At 69.9% G+C, this 14,535-nt stretch carries 15 protein-coding genes; 5 read left to right on the top strand and 10 right to left on the bottom strand.

The window, feature by feature from the left end:
- Positions 1-566 precede the first annotated feature (566 nt).
- On the top strand, positions 567-716 hold the full coding sequence (locus tag ACGFJ2_RS27070) for a hypothetical protein (protein WP_393472709.1): 150 nt from the start codon (positions 567-569) through the stop codon (positions 714-716).
- Between the two features lie 147 nt (positions 717-863).
- Here ACGFJ2_RS27070 and ACGFJ2_RS27065 read toward each other — a convergent pair whose 3' ends face one another.
- From ACGFJ2_RS27065 to ACGFJ2_RS27055, 3 genes are all read right to left on the bottom strand, one after another.
- Positions 864-1,352, bottom strand: coding sequence for a nitroreductase family deazaflavin-dependent oxidoreductase (locus tag ACGFJ2_RS27065; protein WP_393472750.1), 489 nt, complete (start codon positions 1,350-1,352; stop codon positions 864-866).
- A gap of 345 nt (positions 1,353-1,697) precedes the next feature.
- A complete protein-coding gene (locus ACGFJ2_RS27060; protein ID WP_358207489.1) occupies positions 1,698-2,084 on the bottom strand; it encodes an MBL fold metallo-hydrolase in 387 nt (128 codons plus the stop codon).
- On the bottom strand, positions 2,023-2,922 hold the full coding sequence (locus ACGFJ2_RS27055; protein ID WP_393472705.1) for a TIGR03619 family F420-dependent LLM class oxidoreductase: 900 nt from the start codon (positions 2,920-2,922) through the stop codon (positions 2,023-2,025). Before ACGFJ2_RS27055 ends, ACGFJ2_RS27060 begins: the two co-directional genes overlap by 62 nt.
- Positions 2,923-2,940: 18 nt before the next feature.
- Here ACGFJ2_RS27055 and ACGFJ2_RS27050 point away from each other — a divergent pair, with 18 nt between their 5' ends.
- Together ACGFJ2_RS27050 and ACGFJ2_RS27045 are read left to right on the top strand one after the other, a co-directional pair.
- Positions 2,941-3,795 (top strand): phosphotransferase, encoded by an 855-nt coding sequence (locus ACGFJ2_RS27050; RefSeq protein ID WP_357946091.1) that lies wholly within the window; start codon positions 2,941-2,943, stop codon positions 3,793-3,795.
- Between the two features lie 54 nt (positions 3,796-3,849).
- A complete protein-coding gene (locus ACGFJ2_RS27045) occupies positions 3,850-4,107 on the top strand; it encodes a zf-TFIIB domain-containing protein (RefSeq protein ID WP_357946089.1) in 258 nt (85 codons plus the stop codon).
- Between the two features lie 80 nt (positions 4,108-4,187).
- On the opposite strand, the gene ACGFJ2_RS27040 is transcribed toward ACGFJ2_RS27045, so the two are convergent.
- From ACGFJ2_RS27040 to ACGFJ2_RS27030, 3 genes are all read right to left on the bottom strand, one after another.
- Complete coding sequence (locus ACGFJ2_RS27040) at positions 4,188-5,180, bottom strand: hypothetical protein (RefSeq protein ID WP_357946087.1); 993 nt, start codon at positions 5,178-5,180, stop codon at positions 4,188-4,190.
- A 37-nt stretch (positions 5,181-5,217) separates the two neighbouring features.
- The gene (locus tag ACGFJ2_RS27035; protein WP_393472701.1) at positions 5,218-6,798 is read right to left on the bottom strand and encodes an ABC-F family ATP-binding cassette domain-containing protein; all 1,581 of its coding nucleotides are present in this window, start codon (positions 6,796-6,798) and stop codon (positions 5,218-5,220) included.
- 216 nt (positions 6,799-7,014) lie between these two features.
- Positions 7,015-7,536 (bottom strand): CGNR zinc finger domain-containing protein, encoded by a 522-nt coding sequence (locus tag ACGFJ2_RS27030; protein ID WP_357946081.1) that lies wholly within the window; start codon positions 7,534-7,536, stop codon positions 7,015-7,017.
- Between the two features lie 25 nt (positions 7,537-7,561).
- On the opposite strand from ACGFJ2_RS27030, the gene ACGFJ2_RS27025 reads away from it, so the two are divergent.
- Together ACGFJ2_RS27025 and ACGFJ2_RS27020 are read left to right on the top strand one after the other, a co-directional pair.
- A complete protein-coding gene (locus ACGFJ2_RS27025) occupies positions 7,562-7,732 on the top strand; it encodes a hypothetical protein (RefSeq protein ID WP_357946078.1) in 171 nt (56 codons plus the stop codon).
- Between the two features lie 71 nt (positions 7,733-7,803).
- A complete protein-coding gene (locus tag ACGFJ2_RS27020) occupies positions 7,804-9,567 on the top strand; it encodes an AMP-dependent synthetase/ligase (protein ID WP_393472697.1) in 1,764 nt (587 codons plus the stop codon).
- A gap of 10 nt (positions 9,568-9,577) precedes the next feature.
- On the opposite strand, the gene ACGFJ2_RS27015 is transcribed toward ACGFJ2_RS27020, so the two are convergent.
- Genes ACGFJ2_RS27015 through ACGFJ2_RS27000 form a run of 4 tightly spaced genes read right to left on the bottom strand, consistent with a single transcriptional unit; the run spans position 9,578 to position 14,531 of the window.
- Positions 9,578-10,672 carry an acyltransferase family protein gene (locus ACGFJ2_RS27015; RefSeq protein WP_393472694.1) on the bottom strand — a complete coding sequence of 365 codons (1,095 nt, stop codon included), beginning with the start codon at positions 10,670-10,672 and terminating at the stop codon, positions 9,578-9,580.
- On the bottom strand, positions 10,669-11,286 hold the full coding sequence (locus tag ACGFJ2_RS27010; protein ID WP_393472691.1) for a TetR/AcrR family transcriptional regulator: 618 nt from the start codon (positions 11,284-11,286) through the stop codon (positions 10,669-10,671). Before ACGFJ2_RS27010 ends, ACGFJ2_RS27015 begins: the two co-directional genes overlap by 4 nt.
- Positions 11,287-11,331: 45 nt before the next feature.
- Complete coding sequence (locus ACGFJ2_RS27005; RefSeq protein WP_393472688.1) at positions 11,332-12,267, bottom strand: acyltransferase domain-containing protein; 936 nt, start codon at positions 12,265-12,267, stop codon at positions 11,332-11,334.
- A gap of 5 nt (positions 12,268-12,272) precedes the next feature.
- The gene (locus ACGFJ2_RS27000) at positions 12,273-14,531 is read right to left on the bottom strand and encodes a CehA/McbA family metallohydrolase (RefSeq protein ID WP_393472685.1); all 2,259 of its coding nucleotides are present in this window, start codon (positions 14,529-14,531) and stop codon (positions 12,273-12,275) included.
- Between the last annotated feature and the right edge of the window lie 4 nt (positions 14,532-14,535).

Here is a 14,535-nt window from a genome sequence, read left to right as displayed (position 1 = left end):
CGGCCTTCGACGACTCCTCCCGAAAGGCCCGAAACGCCACCGCCGCCGTCCCGAACATCCCTCATCGTCCGAATTATTTCCCTGAGATCACCTCACTGACCCGTTAGTCCCGCGAAACCAAACAGTCACGGCTGATGTCTCTACGAATTCGCCCCGCGCATGTCCGGGAAATGTCCCGCATAAGCCCTGGAGAAAGGATTTACGGACAGCCAGGATTGAAATGTCCGCCCAGCAATGCCCTGCCGGCGACAGCAACTGAGAAGCCGCCAATGAACGCGAAAGTAGCCCTGGTCTCCATCGCGCCGGCAACGGCCGCGACCGCAATATCCACCACAACACCTGCATCGGCTGCTGACCAAGCAACGGCCCGGTATATCCAGTCCGTACAGGCTCCTCCAGGCTGGACGAAGTGGGCTCACTTCAGCCGACTTGACTATTGCCTCGCAGCAGGAAGGGCAGGTAAGGAGGCCGGTCGATGGAAGGATTGGGCCTGCTATTATCCTCCGGCAGGTTACGACCTGTGGGTCCTACTGCCCTAGTCAAGAGCCGAGTACCGCGTCAACGTCATGAAGTTCATCGCCCCAGGCGTACTCGAACTGGAGCAGTTCAAAACCCTGCTCGAAACGGCACATCTGCTCATCTGTGCGGCGGGCGCCGTGTTGTTCGTAAAGGCGATGGCGCGTCTTCGCAGTGCCGTGAGCGACGAACAGCCCTGAGACCTCGTGGCCGTCCACAGACAAGTTATCCCGGGCTGGAAATCGGGGTGGTCGCCCGCCGACGGCGTAGGGTTTGGCCCGTTGTGGTCCTTTGTCAGGCGACGCCAGAGCCGCGTCACGAGCCCGTCACTGTGCTTCGAGCACGTGTCAGTGTTCCTCGGCCGCGGGCTCCAGAACGAAGACGGGGATCTCACGGTCCGTCTTCTTCTGGTAGTCGGCATAGTCCGGGTACGCCTCGACGGCTCGAGCCCACCACACGGCCTTCTCGTCCCTGGTCACCTCACGTGCCGGCATGTCCTGGCGCACCGGGCCGTCCTGAAGCTCCACCCGGGGTTCGGCCACCACGTTGTGGTACCAGACCGGGTGCTTGGGGGCTCCTCCCAAGGAGGCGACCACGGCGTAGGAGCCGTCGTGTTCCACCCGCATCAGCGGGGACTTGCGGATCTTGCCGCTCTTCACGCCCAGGGCGGTCAGGATGACGACAGGCAGGTCCCGCCGGTTCGCGTCTTCCGACCCGATCAGACTGCCCAGCGTGGTTCCTTCCGTACCGCCGGAGCTTTCGTACAGCTCCACATGGTCACGTACCAACTGCGTCGTGCTCGGCTCGTACTCGCCTTTGAGTGGCGTGTTGCGTATCTTCAAGCTGTCGAGAATGTCCGATCCGCGCAACGCGAAAGGCGGACGCGATCATTCCCGGTGCTGTTGACCGGCGGGCTCGCTTCGCCACGATCACACGACAGCCCGCGGCCGGGCGGTCTCACGGGCCGGCGCCCGGACCCCGTTCGCGGACGTGCCGGCTCCCCGCGAGTCCAGCTCGCTTTTCCGGTCGTGTGATTGCCGCGCACACCTGTACGGCAACGCGGCCGACCGGCCCGAGCGGGCGCGGGCCTGTCCCTCCGACATGACGGATGCGGAGTGGGTGGTGCGCGATCAGCTGCCCGTGCTGGCGTGGCTGGACGACACCGCCGTGGCCCAGCCGGTTCATTCGAGGCGGATCGCGGTAAAACGCTGCCCCACCTCGACGGCGATCGCCGCCGCGCCCGGCTCTAGTGCCTTCTCGACGGCTGATGGCGGCATGTAGACCCTGAGCGCCGAGTTGCGTTCACGTGCCGCCGAAAGCTGGTCGAGGTCCATATGGTCAGGGTGCTCGTGGGTCACCAGCACCTCGTCGGCCCCGTCGAGGGCCTCGCTCTCGGAGAACGTGCCCGGTCGATGACGAGCACCCGGCCATCGACCTCCAAACGCACACAGGCATGACCGTATTTGATCAAGCGCATGCGCCCACCATGCCAGGAACAGCCAAGCGCTAAGCCGAGGGTGCCAGGGCTTCCAGGGCCTCCTCCGCGCGGCGCATCGCCTCCTTGGCATCGCAGGTGACGATCTCCGGATCGAAGTTCAGGTCGTGGAAGACCTCCGTCACGCCCTGCGCCGCCAGTTCGCCGACGTCCGCCCTGATCTGCTCGTAGGTGCCCGTCAGTGGCTGCCGATCCGCAGCGCCTTCCGGGCGTACGCGGGTCACGCCACGGCAGACGAAGCGGAGCGCGTCGGCGTCGCGGCGGCCCGCCTCCGCGGCCGCCGACTTGATCAGCTCGATCCGCCCGGCGACCGCCGCCAGGTCCTCCCGGCTCGAACTGATCCAGCCGTCCGCGAGCCGCCCGGCCCGCCGCAGCGCGACGTCGGCGGTGCCGCCGAGCAGAATGGGCGGCACCGGCGACGGCTTGGGATCGATGTGGGAGCGCGGCACCTGGTAGAACTCCCCGTGGTGCTCCACCACCTCGTCCTGCCACGCCTTGCGCAGGACCTGGACGAACTCCTCGCCCCTGCGCCCCCGGTGCTCGAAACCGACCCCCGCGGCCTCGAACTCCTCCCGCAGCCACCCCAGCCCGAGCCCGGCCGTCAGCCTGCCCATGGAGACGCTCTGCAGGGTCGCGAGCTGCTTGGCCAGCGGCACCGGCTGGACGAAGGCGTTGACGATCGCCACGCCCAGCCGGATCGTGCTGGTCACCCCGGCCAGGTAGGCGAGCGTCACGAGCGGGTCGTGCACGCTGCGATATGTCGGTCCCATCGGATGCCCCACCGGATAGAGCACCCGCTGGAAGGTCCAGAGCTCGTGATATCCCAGCTCCTCGGCGCGGGCGGCGACACGACGCATGTTGCCCGGCGTGGCCCACGGCCCGGATTGGGGCACGGCGAAACCTATTCTCATGACCTCTAGTCTGTACGAGTGGCTCTGGAGGAGGAGCTGGCGGGGATCGCCGGCGCTTATGGCGGCACGGGCGACATCGTGCGCCATCCGACACGTACGGACGTGGTGGTCCTGCGCCGGGGCGAGGTGGTGGTGAAGGCGCACTCGGCGCGCGACGAGGTGGAGTCGCTGCGGCCGAGGCTGCGCGCGGCCGCGTCGGCGGCGCTCAGCGGCCTGATGCTGGCGCCGCTGGATCCCGAGGTGCTGACGGTGGCGGGCCGGGCCGTCACGGTGTGGCCGGCGGGACGCCCGGTCTCCCAGGACGCCCCCGACGCCGCGCCCTGGGAGGAGGGGGCCAGGCTGCTCGCCCGGTTACACGCCGTACCCCTGACGCTGTTACCGCCGCTGCCCGCGGCCGGCGGACCGGCTCGGGCTGCCCGCGCGGTGCGGCGGATGCCCGGCGACGGTCCCGTCGAGCAGCTCGTACGCCGGGCGTTCAGCGAGCTCCCCGAGCCCGAGCCGGGCCCCGGGCTGCTCACCCACGGCGACTGGCACCTGGGCCAGCTCGTCTGCCGCGACCGCTGGCTGCTCATCGACGTCGACGACCTGGGCGTCGGCGACCCCGCCTGGGACCTGGCCAGACCGGCCGCCTGGTACGCCGCGGGGCTGCTCGACCCGGTCGTCTGGGACCGGTTCCTCGGCGCCTACCTCGCCTCCGGCGGGCCCGCGCTCGGCCGGGGCGACGACCCGTGGCAACAGCTGGACCTTCCCGCCCGGGCGCTGACCGTGCAACTGGCCGCCGTGGCGGTGCTCAACGCCTTCCGGGAGCGTCGGGAACTGGACGAGGTGGAGCATTCGTTGGTCGAGTCGTGCAACAGAATCGTCCGAGCGTGACGGTGTTTCGCGCGGTAGGTTCTTCCCTAAACTCCAAGCCGAGGAGAGCGTGAAATGCAGTGCCCGAAGTGCCGCGGCAATATGCGGACATATGAGCGTAATGGCGTCCACATCGAGCAGTGCGACAACTGCCGGGGGATCTTCCTCGACTATGGCGAGCTCGAGACGCTGACCCGGATGGAGTCGCAGTACCACGCCGCCCCGCCGCCCGCGCCGGGCCCGGCGTGGGGCGCCCCGCACCACGGTGGCGGCCACCACTACGGCCACCACCGTGGCCAGCGCAGCTGGGTGGGCATGCTGTTCTCGACCTGATCCAGTCTCGGCCCGATCAGGCCTGTTCCCCCGATCCAGCGGGCCGCGTACTCCAACTCCAAGTACGCGGCCCCGGCCCGTCAGTGCGGGAACTGCTCCGGATCCACGTCGGAGGTGCGGGCGTTGCCGCCGGAGATGGCGTGCAGCGTGACCCGCCAGTCGTGCCAGCGGATCTGCGTCGCGGTGAACGTGGTCTTGAACTTCACCGTCTTCTGGAACCGCTCGAAACTGCACTCACGGGTGAACGACTTGCTCTTGCCGTCCCAGTCCACCCCGTGCGTGAAGAAGATCTTGTAGCTGCCGTCGCGCACGCCCCTGACCTTGAACTTCGCCTTCTTGCGCACGTACACGCTGAACGCCGTGGACTTGCCCTTCAGGACGGTCACGACCGCGTCGCGGGTGCCGCCGTTGTCGATCTGCAGCGAGCTGCGGCCCGACATGCTGGTCTTGCGGAGATAGTGGCCGTTGCCGAGCCGCCTCGACTGCTTGCCCTTGGCCTTCACGGTGACCACGTCGGCCGGATAGCCGCCGGCGCCCTGCAGCGCCTCGCCCGCCTGGTCGAGCGAGTCGAGCCGGTCGCCCAGGTCGGTCAGCACGGCCGACGAGGTGCACAGGTTGCCGCTGCGGACCTTGCCCGCCGTGGTGCCGAGCTGGGTGGCGAATTCGCGCAGGCTGGCCACGTACGCGTCGTGCTGGGCGCGCACCTCCTGCGGCGGCGCGATGGCGGTCAGCTCGTTGGCGGCGCCCAGCAGTTGCTCCTGGGCGCTCTGCACGCGCTGGTTGAGCGTCTTGACGGTACGGGCGCCGGCCATGGCGTTGATCGCGTCGAGCATGGCCTTGTGCTTGGTGCCCAGCTCGCTCTTGTACGCCTCGGCGGTCAGCGCGGCCGGGCCGGTCGGGCCGCTGCTCTGCGGGGTGGCCGGACCGGAGTTCGCGACGATCGAGCCGGTGCCGCCACCGACGCCGCTCACACTGGCCTCGCCGCCGCTCGGCCGCTGGGGCGTGGCGGAGCACGCGGCCAGTGTGAGGCTCGCGAGCGCGAGCGTGGAACAGATCAAGCGAGGGGGAGCCACGTGCCACACTATCGCCGGATTGATCCCCACCCGTCAATTACGATTCGGTCAGTCCCTCCTCGCGGTCCTGCCGCAGCCACCTGGTCAAACCGAGCATCTCCAGGAAGGGCAGATCGTGGCTGGCCACGATCAGCGCCCCCCGGTAGGCGGCGAGCGCCTGCGCCAGCTGGCGGACGCTGGGCATGTCGAGATTGTTGGTCGGCTCGTCGAGCAGGAGCAGTTGCGGCGGCGGCTCCGCCGACAGCAACGCCGCCAGGGTCGCGCGGAACCGCTCGCCGCCCGACAGTGTGCCCACCGGCCGCGCCACCCGATCGCCCCGGAACAGGAACCGCGCCAAGCGGGCGCGTACGTCGTTCACCGGCGCGGACGGCGCCAGCGCGCGGACGTTGTCGAGCACGCTCAGCGAGTCGTCGAGCAGGTCGAGCCGCTGGGCCAGGTAGCGGACCGGGACGTTCGCCCCGTGTTCGGTGATGCGCCGCAGCAGGGTGGTCTTGCCGGACCCGTTGGGGCCGAGCAGCGCGATCCGCTCGGGTCCGCGCACGACCAGCTGCTTCAGCGCCTGATCGGACTCACGCGCCGTACGGGACAGCGGGAATTCCAGGACGACGCGGTCGGCGGGCACCGCGGTGCCCGGTAGCTTGATGCGGATCTCCGCGTCGTCGCGGACCGCCTGCTCGGCCTCGGTCAGCCGGTCACGGGCCTCCTCCAGCTTCTCGGCGTGCATGTTGCGGTGCTTGCCCGCCGACACCTGGGCCTGGCGCTTGCGCGCCTGCATGATGATCTTCGGCTCGCGCTTGCTGGCGTACATCTTCGCGCCGTAGCGCTGGCGCCGGTCGAGCTTGGTGCCGGCCTCGACCAGCTCGCGCTGCTGCCGCTTCACGTCGGCCTCGGCGACCCGGACGCCGCGTTCCGCGGCCTCCTGTTCGGCGGCGAGGATCTCCTCGTACGCGCTCAGGTTGCCGCCGTAGCGGCGGACGGTGCCCTCGCGCAGGTCGGCGATGCGGTCGACGAGCTCGAGCAACGCCCGGTCGTGACTGACGACCACCATCACGCCCGGCCACGCGGCGACCGCGGCGTAGAGCCGCCGCCGCGCGTCGAGGTCGAGGTTGTTGGTGGGCTCGTCGAGCAGCAGGACATCGGGCCGCTTGAGGAACTGGGCGGCCAGCGCGACCATGACGGTCTCGCCGCCCGACAACGTGGCGACCGTACGGTCGAGCCCCACGTGGCCGAGGCCGAGCGGGTCCAACTCGGCCCGCGCGCGCTCCTCCACGTCCCAGTCGTCGCCGACGGCCGTGAAGTGCTCCTCGGCGACGTCGCCGGCCTCGATGGCGTGCAGCGCCTTGCGGGCCGCGCTGATGCCGAGCAGGTCGGAGACGGTACGGGCGGCATGCAGGGGAAGGTTCTGCGGCAGGTAGCCCACCTCTCCCATGACCGAGACGGATCCGGTGGAGGGGACCAGCTCGCCGGCGATGATCCTGAGCAGGGTGGACTTGCCGGAGCCGTTGGCCCCGATCAGGCCGGTGCGCCCGGCCGGGAAGGCGGCGTCGAGGCCGTCGAGCACAGGGGTGCCGTCGGACCAGGCGAAGGACACGCCGTCGACGACGATGGAGAATGACATGAGGTGGCTCCCGTCACAACGAAATTCCGTGACTTGGCGGGAAACACCGCTGAATACGACGCCTGATGACTACAGCTGGATGCGACAAAGGATCGTACGCCGAAGGAATCGGCCAGGTGCGGTGCCCGCGACCTCAGACCCTCACGTCAACTGCCCCCAGGGCTCGGCGATACGTCGCAGAGGACTGTACCCGGCCGGAAATCATCCGGCAAGCATTTATCCGGCAAGGCCCCTGGCCCGATGGGCCGCCACGTTCACCCGGTTGGCGCAGGCCAGCGAGCAGAACCGGCGCCGACCGTTGCGCGAGGTGTCGACGTAGACCGTCTCGCACCCCGGCCGGTCGCACCGGCCGAGCCGGCGCCCGTCGGAGAACGAGATGGCCATGGCCAGCCCGCCCGCCGTGGTGTCCTTCGCCCTGCTGACGATGTCGGCGTCCACGGAGAAGAAGTGCAGGTGCGGCTCGCGGCCGTCGTGCGCGCTCACATAGGGCTTGGACGCGGTGATGTCGAGCAGGTCGTTGATCAGCTTGATCTGGGTGTCCTGGTCCTGCTCCCCGAAGAGCGGGGCGAGGCGGTGCCGCCACTCCGCCAGCTCGGCCGCCTGCTCGGGCGTGACCTGGGGACGGAGCATGGCGTGCTCCGCGAGCATCGCCTCGACCGCCTCCGGCCGGAAGTCGGTGCCGTTGACCAGGGCGGCCGCCAGAGCGGCGCCGTTGCCTCCGTAAGCATTGAAATGCATAAGACCATTACATCAGGCTGGAGTCATGCACTCCAGAGACCTCCACGATCCGCTGGCTCTCGCCGTCGTCTCCTCCCACATGACCTCCGAGGGCGTCGTGTCCTACCTGCGCTGCGCCTGCGGCGCGTGGGAGGTACGGACCGCGCGCCTGGTCGGCACCGCCCGCCCGCGCGGGGGCGTACGGCAGCACGTCTGACGCTCGGGCATCGACTGGCATGGGGGGCGGCACCTAGAGTCGGCAGCAACGTCCCCACCAGGAGGCCAGGCATGTCCAGCATCCCCGCCCTGCTGCGCGACCGGATCGCGGCCACCCCCGACGCGGCCGCCTATCTGGTGCCGTCGGACGACGGCTGGACCTCACTGTCCTGGCGGGAGGTCGGCGAACGCGTACGCGGGCTCACGCTCGGCCTGGCCGCCCTGGGCGCCGGTCCGGGCACCCGCGTGTCGATCCTCTGCTCCACCCGGCTCGAATGGGTGCTGACCGACCTGGCCGTGCTGTCCACCGGGGCCGCGACCACCACGATCTACCCGTCCAACACCGCCGCCGAGTCGGCCTTCGTCATCACCGACTCCGGCAGCACGATCGTCGTCGCCGAGAACGACGACCAGGTGGCCAAGCTGAGGTCCGTACAGAAGGAACTGCCGGACGTCACGCAGGTGGTCGTCATCGACGGCGCGCCCGCCGACGACGGCTGGGTGGTCACGCTCGACTCGCTGAGCACGCACGACGCCGCCCACCTTGACTATGACGCGATGGTCGACGCCATCGGCGAGCACGATCTGGCCACGCTCATCTACACCTCCGGCACGACCGGCCGCCCCAAGGGCGTGGAGCTGACCCACGACAACTGGCTGTACGCCGCCGACGCGGTCCGCAAGATCGAGCTGATCTCCGAAGACGACCTGCACTTCCTCTGGCTGCCGCTGTCGCACTCGTTCGGCAAGCTGCTGGAGGTGGTGATGATCGACATCGGCGTGGCCACCGCGATCGACGGCCGCCTCGACCGCATCGCCGACAATCTCGGCGCGCTCAAGCCGACCATCATGGCCGCCGCACCGCGCATCTTCGAGAAGATCCACAACACCGTGGCGTCCACGGTGGCGCGCGAGGGCGGCGTCAAGGCGCATATCTTCGCCTGGGCCAGGAAGACGGGCATCCGGGTCAGCAAGGCGCGCCGGCGCGGCGCCGCGATCCCGCTCAGCGTCCGCCTGGAGTACGGGCTGGCCGACCGGCTGGTGTTCGCCAAGCTGCGGGAGCGGTTCGGCGGCCGGATCCGCTACTTCATCTCCGGCTCGGCGCCGCTCAACCAGGACATCGCCGAGTTCTTCGACGCGGCCGGGCTGACGATCCTCGAAGGCTACGGGCTGACCGAGTCGTCGGCGGGCAGCTTCCTCAACCGGCCGGACTCGGTGAAGTACGGCACGGTCGGGCCGCCGTTCCCGGGCACCCGGGTGCGGATCGCCGAGGACGGGGAGATCCTGATCGGCGGGCGCGGCATCATGCGCGGCTATCACAACCTGCCGGAGGAGACGGCTGAGACGCTGTCGGACGGCTGGCTGCACACCGGCGACATCGGCGAGCTCGACCAGGCCGGGCGGCTGGTCATCACCGATCGCAAGAAGGAGCTGATCAAGACCTCGGGCGGCAAGTACGTGGCCCCCACCTACCTGGAGGGCCGCATCAAGGCCACCTGCCCGTACCTGTCGCACGTCTTCGTCCACGGCGACCGGCGCAACTACGTCACGGCGCTGGTGACGCTCGACATGGAGGTCGTCAAGCCCTGGGCCGAGGCCGAGGGACTGCCCCTCGACCCCGAGCGGCTGCGCGTGCATCCGCGCATGCGCGCGGAGGTCGAGAGCGCGGTCAAGCAGGTGAACGCCGACCAGGCCAGCTACGCGACGGTCAAGAAGTTCGCGATCCTGGCGGCGGACTTCACGGTGGAGACGGGCGAGCTCACGCCGAGCCTGAAGGTCAAGCGCAAGGCCGTCGAGGAGCGCTACGGCGACACCCTCGACTCCTTCTACGCGTGATCTTCAGACATCACAGCACCCGTTTGGCGCCCGGCAGCGACCGTACGAGGTAGGCCAGCCCCCAGCAGACCGGCAGCGCGATGACGGTTGCGACGGCGAACTTGACGATCGCGATCGCGTGCAGCCCGCTCAGCGCGTAGCCGATCGCGACCAGGACGAGCGGGTGGATGATGTACACGGTGAACGCCTGGGCCGACAGCCACTTGCCGCGCGGCCCCTGGTGGTTGAAGCGCTCCCTGAAGACCACGGTGAGCCCGATGATCACGCTGACCGCGAAGGCCGACTCCCAGGTGGCGGTCACGGCGGTCGACAGCGCGCCCGTGGTGACCTGCGAGAGCGGCAGGAGCACGGCGCTCACCAGGGCCGCGATGCCGAACCCGAGCGGCCCCGCCTTGGTGGGCAGGGTCATGAACCAGCCGCGCCTGAAGGCGATGAGGCCGACCACGAACATGGCCGCGTACTGCGGCAGGAAGTACGGCGTCGGCAGCCCGAGCACCGGCACGTAGGAGCCGACGGGCACCGGGATGCGCCACAAGGTGGTGGCCACCGACAGGCCGACGGTGAACAGCACGATCCAGCGCGCCCGCAACACCGCGTGTGGCGCCCCGAACGGGGTCTCGACCGGCGCGCTGAAGCGCCGCCACAGCGCGTAGAGGGCGGCGAACACGATCAGCACCTCGACAAACCACATAGGTCCCGGATCCCACGACCCGATGTAGTACTGCCAGTACGGCAACGAGGCGTAGTCGGACCGGTAGGAGCCGATCGTCACCAGCGGACGCAGCACGAGCAGGAAGACCAGCAACGGGATGCCCAGCCGGATCAGGCGGTCCCGCAGAAATGGCTGCCTGCCCTTGCGGTCGTAGGAGCCGGGCGTGAAGAAGCCGGAGATCAGGAAGAAGAAGCCCATGAAGAACGCCTGGTCGAACACCACGAGGATGTCCAGCGCGACCCCCGAGGGGTCCTTGGCGGGCTCGGTGTAGAACCAGAGCGGGATGTTTCCGTAGGTGACCGCGACATGGTGGATGACGACCAGCGCGGTCAGGACGATGCGCAGGTTGTCGATGGCGAAGAGCCGCGTGGCAGTCCTCGGCTCGGTCTTCATTTGACAGCCCTCTCGAATAGGTCGGCCAGCTCTCTGGCGTGAGCGTCGAGGTCGTGGTCGGGATAGGTCACCCAGTAGCCGAACATGTTGTCTATGGCCGACGACATCGTGACGGCCATCACGCGTACGTCGAACGTCCTGAACTCCCCGGCGGCCTGGCCGGCGAGGTAGATCCGCTCCAGCGCCGCGTAGGTCTCCTCGTTGGCCTTGAAGCCGTAACGCGGCTGACCGTCGGCGGTGCGCAGGTTGTAGAAGATCTGGCCGAGCGCCTTGAGCTGCGTCCGGTGCGCCCTCATGTGCTCGGCGATCGCCAGGATGTACGTCCTGAGCAGGTCCGTGGGCGATACCTGCCCCTCCATCCGGGCCCGCACGTGCTTGCCAATCGCGGTGTAGACCTGGTTGACGACCTCCTCCATCAACTCGTCCTTGCCGGCGAAGTGATAGGAGATGACGCCCTTGCTGATGCCGGCGTGCTGGGCGATCCGGGCCAGCGACGCCCCGGCGAACCCGGACTCGGCGATCACCTCGATCGCGGACGCGACGATCTGGGCCCGCCGCGCCTCTTCGATGAACGAACGCGCCTTCTGGCCGCTCGGTTCATTTTCTGACCGCATGGCCAAAATTTAACACATGCGGTCATCATCCGCGCATTGCCCTGGTCAGAGGCGGAGCCAGCCCGCCCGGCCGTACCATCCGCCGCCCGCGGCGAGGTGGTCGGCGATGGCCCGCTCCAGCCGCGTACGGCGGGGCCACTCGGCGGGGGCCTCCGATCCGAAGACGAAGTCGAGCACGGCGCTGGTGTCGCACCGGTGCAGCAGGTGGAAGCGGCGCTGGAAGGCGACGATGTTGGAGCTCGCGGGCAGGTAGCCGGCGAGCTGGTCGTCGAGCAGCCACGAGTGGCACGTCGCGACGAGGAAGCGTTCCTCCGGGAAGCAGCGCGGGAAGAACTCCCTGGCCCGCTCGAACGACGCGTCGCAGGCGGCGGGCGTGAGGGGGCCCTTGAAGTCGGGGATGTGCACGCCCAGCGCCGGATCCCCCGGCCCGGCGGGCAGCCCCGCCGCCGCGACGCCCTCGCCGGTCCTGGTGCCCATCCTGACCCGCTCGAACTGGAGTCTGCCCAGCTCGTACAGGATGCCGCGGGCGTGCCGCATGAACCACCTGGGGTACTGCAGGCCGGCGGTGCCGTGCCGCTTGCGGTGCACGGCCATGTTGCGGCCCAGGTCGGCGAGCGTGGCCCGGGAGACCGCGTCCGGGACGCCGTGTTCGCGGTGATACCGCCTGGTGTACGGCAGGGCGGCGACGAACACGTGCACGAAAAAGTACGGGCCCAGCTCGGGCAGGTCGGGAAAGGCAGGGGGCGGGTCGAGGCTGCCCATGGCCGTCACCAGCGAGCCGACACACCGTTCGGCCAGCCACCACAGCGGGCCGCCCGGCTCCGGCAGCGTGGCCAGGACGGCGCCGATGTCCTCGTGCGGCACGGCGAGCCTGACCAGCTCGTCCGCGAGGTCGTCGGGGAAGGCGATCTTGGCGGGACCACCGGATTCGAGGTGGCCGAACCAGTCGGGGTGGCCGCGGAGCAGCGTATCGATGTCCATCGCCTTCAGCGTAGACGCGACTGGTAAACCGCTCTGGCCTGTCGCAGCACGGCCAGGTGGTCGACGAGCTGGTCGCGGTCGGCCAGCCTGGCGTGCTGTTTGATGAGGTCCTCCAGCAGGTCGAGCCAGTCGAGGCACCACCGCACGTCGGCGGGCGTGGCCACCGGCCTGCCGTCGACGTCCACGTACACGGGGCTGGTCAGGGCGTAGCCGGTGTGGTTGAGCGTGCGCGGGTGCGGATCGCACAGGGCCTCGGCGATCACGTACGTGGGACGGTCGGTCTCCAGCTCGACCGTCACGCTCAGCACCTCCTCCTCGCCGCGCCAGTGGACCGCGGGCGGGCGCCCACCTGCCTCGGCCCACTCGCCGGGGCTGGTCGCGGGCTCCAGGCCGCGTACCTCGCCACCCCACCGCTCGCCGGCCGGCAGGCGCTCCGCCCCGGCGCGGACGCCCTCCGCCGTACGGACGCGGACCGCCGTGACCTCCGGGCCGATGGCGGTGGCGGTGACCGTCAGCCGGTCGCCGCGGCACGTGTCGATCGTGTCGCCCGGCCCGTACCCGTCGACCGAGAGCTCCAGCCAGGGTCCGGTGGTGGCGAACGTACGGCCGGCCCGTACCGCCTCGGCGAACGACGCGGCGGTCAGCGCGCCCTCCACCTGGGCGTAGACGCGGGCCCAGCCCGGCGGGTTCGACTGGTTGCCGGCCCGGGTGAAGGAGAACATCGAGTCGGTGCCCGCCGTGACGGCCAGCCGGTTGCCCGCCCCGATCAGCCGCCGGTACACGGCCGCGCTCGCCGTGATCGACGAGTGGGTCAGCACGTCGAGGCTGTCGACGAGCCCGAGCGCGGCGTCGGCGACCAGCTCCCTGGCGGCGCAGTTGCGCGGCGCTGGCCAGACGATGGACTTGGGCGAGTCGCAGTCACCGATCGGCTGGTGGAACGGGTGGCTGTAGCCGACGAGCGCCCCCAGGCCGCGCAGCTCGCGCAGGCCCTCGGCGTTGGGCGGCCAGTCAGCGTCCCCGTCGAACCCGGTGTGGAAGCGCTCCGGCGCCGCCCGCGGCGCGAAGGCGTAGACGTGGCCGAGCAGATCGTTGCGGTATTCGGCGCCCATCCTGGCCAGGTGGGTCGCGTCGGACCAGGGCAGGTCGGCGCCGTTCCAGTGGTCGAGCGCCGCCCGGTCGTAGACGCGGCTGCCCGACACGTTGCCGGCCACCAGGTTGAGCACATGCAGGTCCTCGCCGTGCTGCGCCGCCGCCGCGTCGGCCGGCAGGCCGACCACGTCACCGGCCCAGTTGAGGTGTACGTGCATGTCGCCGCCGTACCAGCCGAGGGCCGCGGCGTCGTAGATCCTGCGCGGGGCCAGCCGCACCAGGTGCTCCTCGCCCGGCTCCGGAGTGATCTCCGCGGTCGCCGCGCCGTACTCCATGCCCCTGGTCACCGTGACCGTCAGCGGTTCGGCCGGGACGCGCAGGACGAGGTCGTCGCCGTGGAAGTACGGGCGGCCGTGGAAGTCGTGGCGGTGCGGGGTCGCCTCGGGGAACCAGCCCTGTCCGTCGGCGCCGGCGACGCTCCACCGGCACGGGAACCCGGCGCTCAGCCGTAACGTGGCCGCCGGGGCCGTCCTGGTCAGCCCGTCGATCGGCACGGGTGCTCCGTCGACGGTGACCGTGCTGTCGCCGTCGATCTCGACCAGCCAGGCGCCTCTCGGCGCGACGACCCGTTCGGCGCCGTCCACGACGACGGCACTGGCGACGTCGCGCCGCGAATCGACCAGCATCGCGAACCGCGGCGGTCCGGTGCGATCCGCACGGTCCGGCGGCCCGCCTGTCGCGGGGTCCGGCTGCGCACCAGCCGTGGGGTCCCGCTGCGTGCCCGTCGTGGGGTCCGGCACAGTGTGCGGTACGCGATCCAGCAGCGCGCGTGGCGTGCAGTCCAGTACGGCGCCGCCGGACGTCAGGCGCAGGACGGCCAGGTGGGCGGGCAGTTCGCCGTCGAGCGCGTCGCGCAGGAGCTCGTCGAAGTCCAGCTCCGCCAGGCGGGTGGCGAGCAGGTCCTGAGTCTCGCCGGGGTGACGGTCGGCGAGGCGGCCGTAGGCCAGCCGCCAGAACAGCTCCATCTGGGCGGGAGGCAGGACCCTGCGCCTGGCGAAGAGCTTGACGTAGTGGATCTCCGGCTCGCCCCAGGTGATGCCGTGCTCGCCGAGCAGCCGCCCGTACTCCGCCAATGCCCCTGTGACCGACTCCGGCAGCCCCGACTCCGCACCCATATGC

Source organism: Nonomuraea sp. NPDC049028, from assembly GCF_043197735.1.
Classification (GTDB): domain Bacteria; phylum Actinomycetota; class Actinomycetes; order Streptosporangiales; family Streptosporangiaceae; genus Nonomuraea.
Note: the sequence above shows the minus strand (reverse complement) of the source record. Positions and strands in the feature narration are given on the sequence as shown.